Here is a 6,393-nt window from a genome sequence, read left to right on the forward strand (position 1 = left end):
TACAGTGCCAGTAATGCACAGCAATGGACAAAGGAAACTTCCGGAAACTATGTCAAATTTAAAAATAAAGCCACAGGATTATATCTCGACGGAATGGGGCGTACCTCCAACGGTGCCGACTTAGGCCAATGGGCTTCAAGTAATAGTCAGAACCAGCAATGGACATTAACCACTGTTGGAAGTGGACGAATAGCAACAGTTGCCAGTACTGATGAGCTACTTTTACACCCGAATCCGTTTAAATCAACATTTAATATGATGATTGAAAAGCCGGAAGAAATAATAAGTATCACTATTTTTGACGTATTAGGCAGGCAGGTAGAAGTCATTGGGCATTCAGCAATCTCCAACTCAATGTCAATGGGCGCTTCCCTGAAACCGGGCGTGTATGTGGTGAAGGTAAATGGCGTTAATGGAGGTAGATCATTTAAGGTGGTTAAGAAATAATGAGGTTGTAATTAAAGTTGAATAAGTCAATTAACAGCATGTATCAAATAAATAGTATGACCAGGGTCGTTTTGTGTGGGCTATTTTTTTTCCTGGGTGCAATCGGCTATAACCAGGCACAAACAAAAGCGCCCGCCACTGTTGGTCCTGTTCCAACGGAAAATCAAATGAGATGGCAGGAAATGGAATATTACGCTTTTGTTCATTTCTCATTAAATACCTACACAGATCAATCGTGGGGATATGGAAATGAAGCGGTGAAACTATTTAATCCTGATAAGCTGGATTGTCGTCAATGGGCCCGTATTTGCAAGCAGGCCGGCATGAAGGGGATCATAATAACGGCAAAGCACCATTGTGGTTTTTGCCTGTGGCCTTCAAAGTACACGGAGTATTCGGTGAAAAATGCTCCCTGGAAGAATGGAAAAGGCGATGTGGTTCGCGAAATGGCCGATGCCTGTAAAGAGTATGGTTTGAAATTAGGCATCTATTTGTCGCCCTGGGATAGAAACCACCCCGACTATGGAAAGCCTGAATACATTACTTACTTCCGAAATCAACTTACAGAGCTGCTAACCAACTACGGGCCCATTTTCGAAATATGGTTCGACGGTGCAAACGGCGGTTCGGGATATTATGGCGGCGCCAATGAAACCCGTACAATTGATCGCACAACTTATTACGACTGGTCGAACACCTATAAGCTGATCCGCAAATTGCAACCCAACATTGTTATCTGGAACGATGGTGGCGACAGGGGCGATCTTCGCTGGGTAGGAACTGAAGCCGGTTTGGTAGGCGAAACCAACTGGAGCCTGTTAAATGCTACAGGTGAAGTGCCCTGGAACATGTTGCATTATGGTTTGGAAAATGGCGATTCCTGGGTGCCGGCCGAAGTAAATACTTCAATACGGCCGGAATGGTTTTATCATCCGGGTGAAGACGCTAAGGTAAAAACCATTCCTCAACTGATGGAGACGTATTATAACTCCATTGGGCATAATGGCTCATTGTTGCTCAACTTCCCGATCATGCCAAATGGATTGATCCATCCAAACGATGAAAGATCGGCACTTGGATTTGCAAAAGCAGTGAAAGAAATGGTTGCTGTGAACCTTGCTGCAAGATCAAAAGCAACCGCTTCGAATGTTCGAGGCAATTCAATACAATTTGATGCAGCTAAAGCCATAGATAGTAATAAAGATACTTATTGGACCACTGATGACGACATTACAAAAGCATCCCTGGTAATAAACTTTGGCAAGCCAACCACATTCAACCGTTTTTTAGTGCAGGAAAATATTCGTTTAGGGCAAAGAGTAAAAGGCTTCACAGTTGAAGCGCTGGTTGATGGCAACTGGAAAGAACTGGCAAAAGCAACGACTATCGGGTATAAACGTATGCTGCGGTTTCCTACAGTGAGGGCAACACAGGTTCGTTTTACCATTACCGATTCAAAAGCCTGTCCTGTAATTTCAAACATCGGAATTTATAATGCACCGCAACAGTTGGCGCCTCCTTCTATTATCAGGAATCAGGCCGGCGAAATAATCATCACCCCGGTTGATGGAGAATCGGTTGTTTACTATACATTGGATGGAAGTGTTCCAACTACCAGGTCGAAAAAGTATACAAAGCCATTTCAAACCGGCGGGAAGTTGGAATTAAAAGCAATTGCTTTCGATGCTGCCACAGGCAAAAGCAGCCCTGCGGCTCATGAAAAATTCGATATCGCCAGAAAAGATTGGAAAATTATGGGAATAGAAGACGGAAAGGTGAATGCAGTCATCGATGGAGATCCTTCTTCTGCATGGCATCAGCCAAAGGGAACAAAATTGCCTGCTGATCTTGTAATTGACCTGGGAAAAGAAGAAGCTCTTTGTGGTTTCAAATATTATCCCGACCAAACCATGTGGGGGCCGGGTATCATCACCAATTACCAGTTTTATGTTTCCAGTGACAATAAAGAATGGAAACTGGTTGATGAGGGTGAGTTTTCAAACATAAAGAACAATCCACTTTGGCAAACCAAAAAAATTAAGGCTGAAAAAGCCCGTTATATTAAACTGCGGGCTTTAAAAAATACGGAGGATAACGATAATATTGGCTATGGGGAGGTGGATGTGGTTACAAATTAAATGTATCGCGGCAGGTTAATGGATTAAAGAGATAATATTATTTAATGTTTTTTTAAAAGATTCGGATCGTGTATTATTTGAAACGCTTTCTCTTGTTTATATTTTCATTTTCTCTCATTCTTTCTTTGAAATCGCAGGAGCTTTTTGTTGGTACAAACTATCATCCCCACGATGATAAAAACATAGAGAAAATAAAAAGGGACATCCGGCTAATGAAAGAAGCGGGGTTGAGCGTTGTGCGTTTAGGGCATCTTGCCTGGGACAGCTATGAGCCTTCAGAAGGGAAATTTGATTTTGGCTGGTTCGACAAGGTGATGGATTTGATGAATGATGCAGGTATAAAAGTTATTTTGGACATTGCTATTCGTCCGGCACCCATCTGGTTACACCACAAGTACCCTTCTATCGACATTGTAGATGCAAACGGTGATGTGCGATATCCCAATCATCGCTACATGGAAGATGTGGGCGATCCCATGTATCAAAAATATGCGGTACGGTATGCCGATACCCTGACAAAGCATTATGGAAAACATCCGGCATTAATGGCGTTTGGAATAGACAATGAATCCGGTGACGGGCCCATCTCTTATTCTGAAACGGCAAGAAAAAGATTCATTACATGGCTGAAGAAAAAATATTCCACGCCTGATAATTTAAACAGGGCATGGGCAACGCAACGTTGGTCAAGAAGGCTCAACCAATTTGAAGAAGTTGGCTTTCCTGTGGCAACGCATGCTGCCGATGTGCCGGAACGAATGCTCGATTTCAGGCGTTTTGTTTCTGAGGAGATCAACCAGATCCTCTTTAAAGTCATTGATAAGGTAAACACCAATGCTCCCAGGGCCCTGCTTAACACCAATGCATGGTACTATAGCCCGCTAAAATATTTTGATTATTCCGCAATTGCCTATTCTGGCAAAATGACGCGTGAAGGTTGTGGGTTTTATCCCGGAAATTCATTGACTACCAATTGGGGGGTGATGGGGGCTTTGTTTGGGATTGCAAGAATTCAATTTGAAAGCACCAACCCTTTTTGGTGCAGTGAGTTTACAACCATGACTGCGGTCCCCAATTCAATCCGGAAGTCTGCTTATGCAACACTCATGTACGGTAACCAAATGGTTTGTGGGTGGACGTGGCAAAGCATGCACAGTGGAGAAGAACAATATTTGGAAGGCATGTTAGACTGGGATGGAATTCCCAATCGCAAATACGATGAATACAAAAAGATCGCTACCGAATTTAAGAAGATAGAAAAATATTTTCCTTATAAGGTGCAGGCAGAAGTTGGATTGGCTTTTTCTTTTCCGGGCCAGATTGCAAGTGCTTATTTCCCCGAACAACATGATAACCAGCTTCAGGCCTGTTTTGATTTGTTTTATCATCGCAATATGGATGCCCGGGTGGTAGAGATCAGCAAAAGCTCATTGAACTACAAATTGTTGTTTGTACCTGGTGTTGCCGTAATGGATGAAACAACAGCCAGTAAGATCCGGGAATTTGTAAATAACGGGGGCACGGTTGTAATGACAGGTAATTCAGCTGTCGTTGATGAAACAGGAAAGGTGTTTGCCTCCACTCATCCGGGAAGGTTGAATGACGTGTTTGGGATCCGTGTCGGCAGCTTTGAAGAAACAGAATCGCTTAATGAAATTTCAAAAAGATCATTCAGGGGAAAAAAGATCGAAGTTAACTACCAGGGAAAAGCAATCAATACTGAATCCGCACGGTTTGATGTGATTGAATCTAAAGGAGCGGCCATTCTTGCAAACATAACAAGCCTGGATAAAGACTATCCGGTCATTACTTCAAATAAATATGGAAAGGGAAGAGCCATTTATGTAGGCATACCAGCGAAGGGTGAAGTGCTGAATCCTTTGCTTGATGATTTGATCAATGAACTTTCAATGAAAAAAGGTCCTGATGTGCCATCAGGCGTCATGGCAAGGCAGATTGACAAAAACCATTTCCTGTATCTGAACGTAACAGGTGAACCAAAAGAAATTCCGGTAAAAGGGAAATCAAGAAGTATTCTGTTTGATAAAGAATACACGGGTAATTTCACAATCGCTGCCTACGAACCGGAGTTTATTGAGATAAATTAATCAATCGGGGAATACTTATGAAGCTGCTGCACAGAAAATGGAAAACCTTGTTTAGTGTCGCTTTGTTCCTGCTAGCATGTAGCGAACATACGAAAACGCAGGAGATCACTAAATCAACATCAGGAAATAGAGTTAAAGAGAACTTTGATTTTAACTGGCACTTCCACAAAGGCAATATCGCTATGAAGCGTGCAGTAAAGGCTGGCGGCCAGGGTGGGTTAACAGATGCCAATGTTAAAGTAATAGCTGCCAAAGACACAACGATTAATTACACGAACGTTGAAAGTGCAACTGTATTTTATCCCAAAGACTGGCAACTGGTTAATGTGCCTCATGACTGGGTGGTTGAGAACGGTTTTATAAATGACAATTCACTTGGCAGCCAGCCGGCAGGCAATGGATATTTACCTACAGGCATCGGTTTTTACAGGAAAGAATTTGAAATACCGGAAGCCGACAAAGGGAAAAAAATATCCATTGAATTTGACGGAATTTTCAGGAATAGCACCGTTTGGGTAAATGGTCATTTGCTCGGTAACCACCAAAGCGGTTACACCCCGTCAAACTACGATTTAACTGATGTGTTACGTTATGGCAAGGAAGGTAAAAACGTAATACTGGTGAAGGTTGATGCCAGTGAATACGAGGGCTGGTGGTATGAAGGTGGCGGCATTTACAGGCATGTTTGGCTTATTAAGACCGGCAGGCTGCACGTTGACAGGTTTGGCACTTATATTACTACTCCTTCCATATCTTCACAGGAAGCTGTAGTTAGCATTAAAACTATAGTGAAGAATGAATACAGGGAGCCTAAGAATTGTACCCTTGTTTCAATAATTGTAAACAACAGAGGTGTTGTACTGGACTCAGTGACTTCAACTCAAAAAATTGAACCATTTGGTACAACTGAAATTGCACAAACAGGCACAATACAAAAGCCATTGCGCTGGTCGCCCGAATCGCCAATCTTATACAAAGTTAAAACTGAGGTTATTGAAAATGGAAATATTACCGATAGGTATGAAACCAATTTTGGCGTAAGAACTATAGCAATCGATCGCAATGGCATTTTTCTAAATGAAAAACTGTATCCGGTAAAAGGGACTGCCAATCACCAGGACTTTGCCGGCATTGGTGTTGCGCTACCTGATAAAATAAACGAATACAAATTAAGGCTGTTGAAAGCAATGGGCTGTAATGCCTACCGCAGTGCCCATCATCCGCCTACTCCGGAACTCCTCGAGATGTGCGACAGCATAGGGCTATTGGTGCTGGATGAGAACCGTTTTCTCAGCAGCAGTGAAGAAGGGATTAAGGACTTAACCACCATGTTGTACCGCGACAGAAATCATCCTTCCATATTTATGTGGAGTTTGGAAAATGAAGAATGGATCCAGGGAACGGTGACCGGTGCACGGATCCTTGAAACAATGGTTACTACAACTCATAAAATTGATCCAACACGTAAGGTAACGGCCGCTATGAACCATGCACGGAACGATGGCGGTTATGCCGATGTGCTGGATGTGGTAGGATATAATTATGGAGACAAGGGATTGGCCTATGTAAAGGACCACGAAAACTATCCCAGGCGGGTATTGTTTTCAACCGAATCAACAAGTTTCATCTCAACACGCGGGGAGTATGAGCACAATTGGGGAAAGGGATATGTATCTATCGCGCTGTGCAAAGCCCGTGAA

At 42.8% G+C, this 6,393-nt stretch carries 4 protein-coding genes; all 4 read left to right on the forward strand.

Annotated elements, in window-relative coordinates:
- The coding region (locus A3860_RS41300) for an RICIN domain-containing protein (RefSeq protein WP_158085409.1) at positions 1-447 on the forward strand (447 nt) is incomplete at its 5' end.
- A 56-nt stretch (positions 448-503) separates the two neighbouring features.
- Positions 504-2,585, forward strand: a complete 2,082-nt coding sequence (locus A3860_RS30060; protein WP_081153680.1) for an alpha-L-fucosidase — start codon at positions 504-506, stop codon at positions 2,583-2,585.
- 92 nt (positions 2,586-2,677) lie between these two features.
- The gene (locus A3860_RS30065) at positions 2,678-4,693 is read left to right on the forward strand and encodes a beta-galactosidase (RefSeq protein ID WP_081153682.1); all 2,016 of its coding nucleotides are present in this window, start codon (positions 2,678-2,680) and stop codon (positions 4,691-4,693) included.
- Between the two features lie 17 nt (positions 4,694-4,710).
- Positions 4,711-6,393: sugar-binding domain-containing protein (locus A3860_RS30070; RefSeq protein WP_317043512.1), on the forward strand; the 1,683-nt coding region annotated here is incomplete at its 3' end.

Source organism: Niastella vici, assembly GCF_002077945.1.
GTDB lineage: Bacteria > Bacteroidota > Bacteroidia > Chitinophagales > Chitinophagaceae > Niastella > Niastella vici.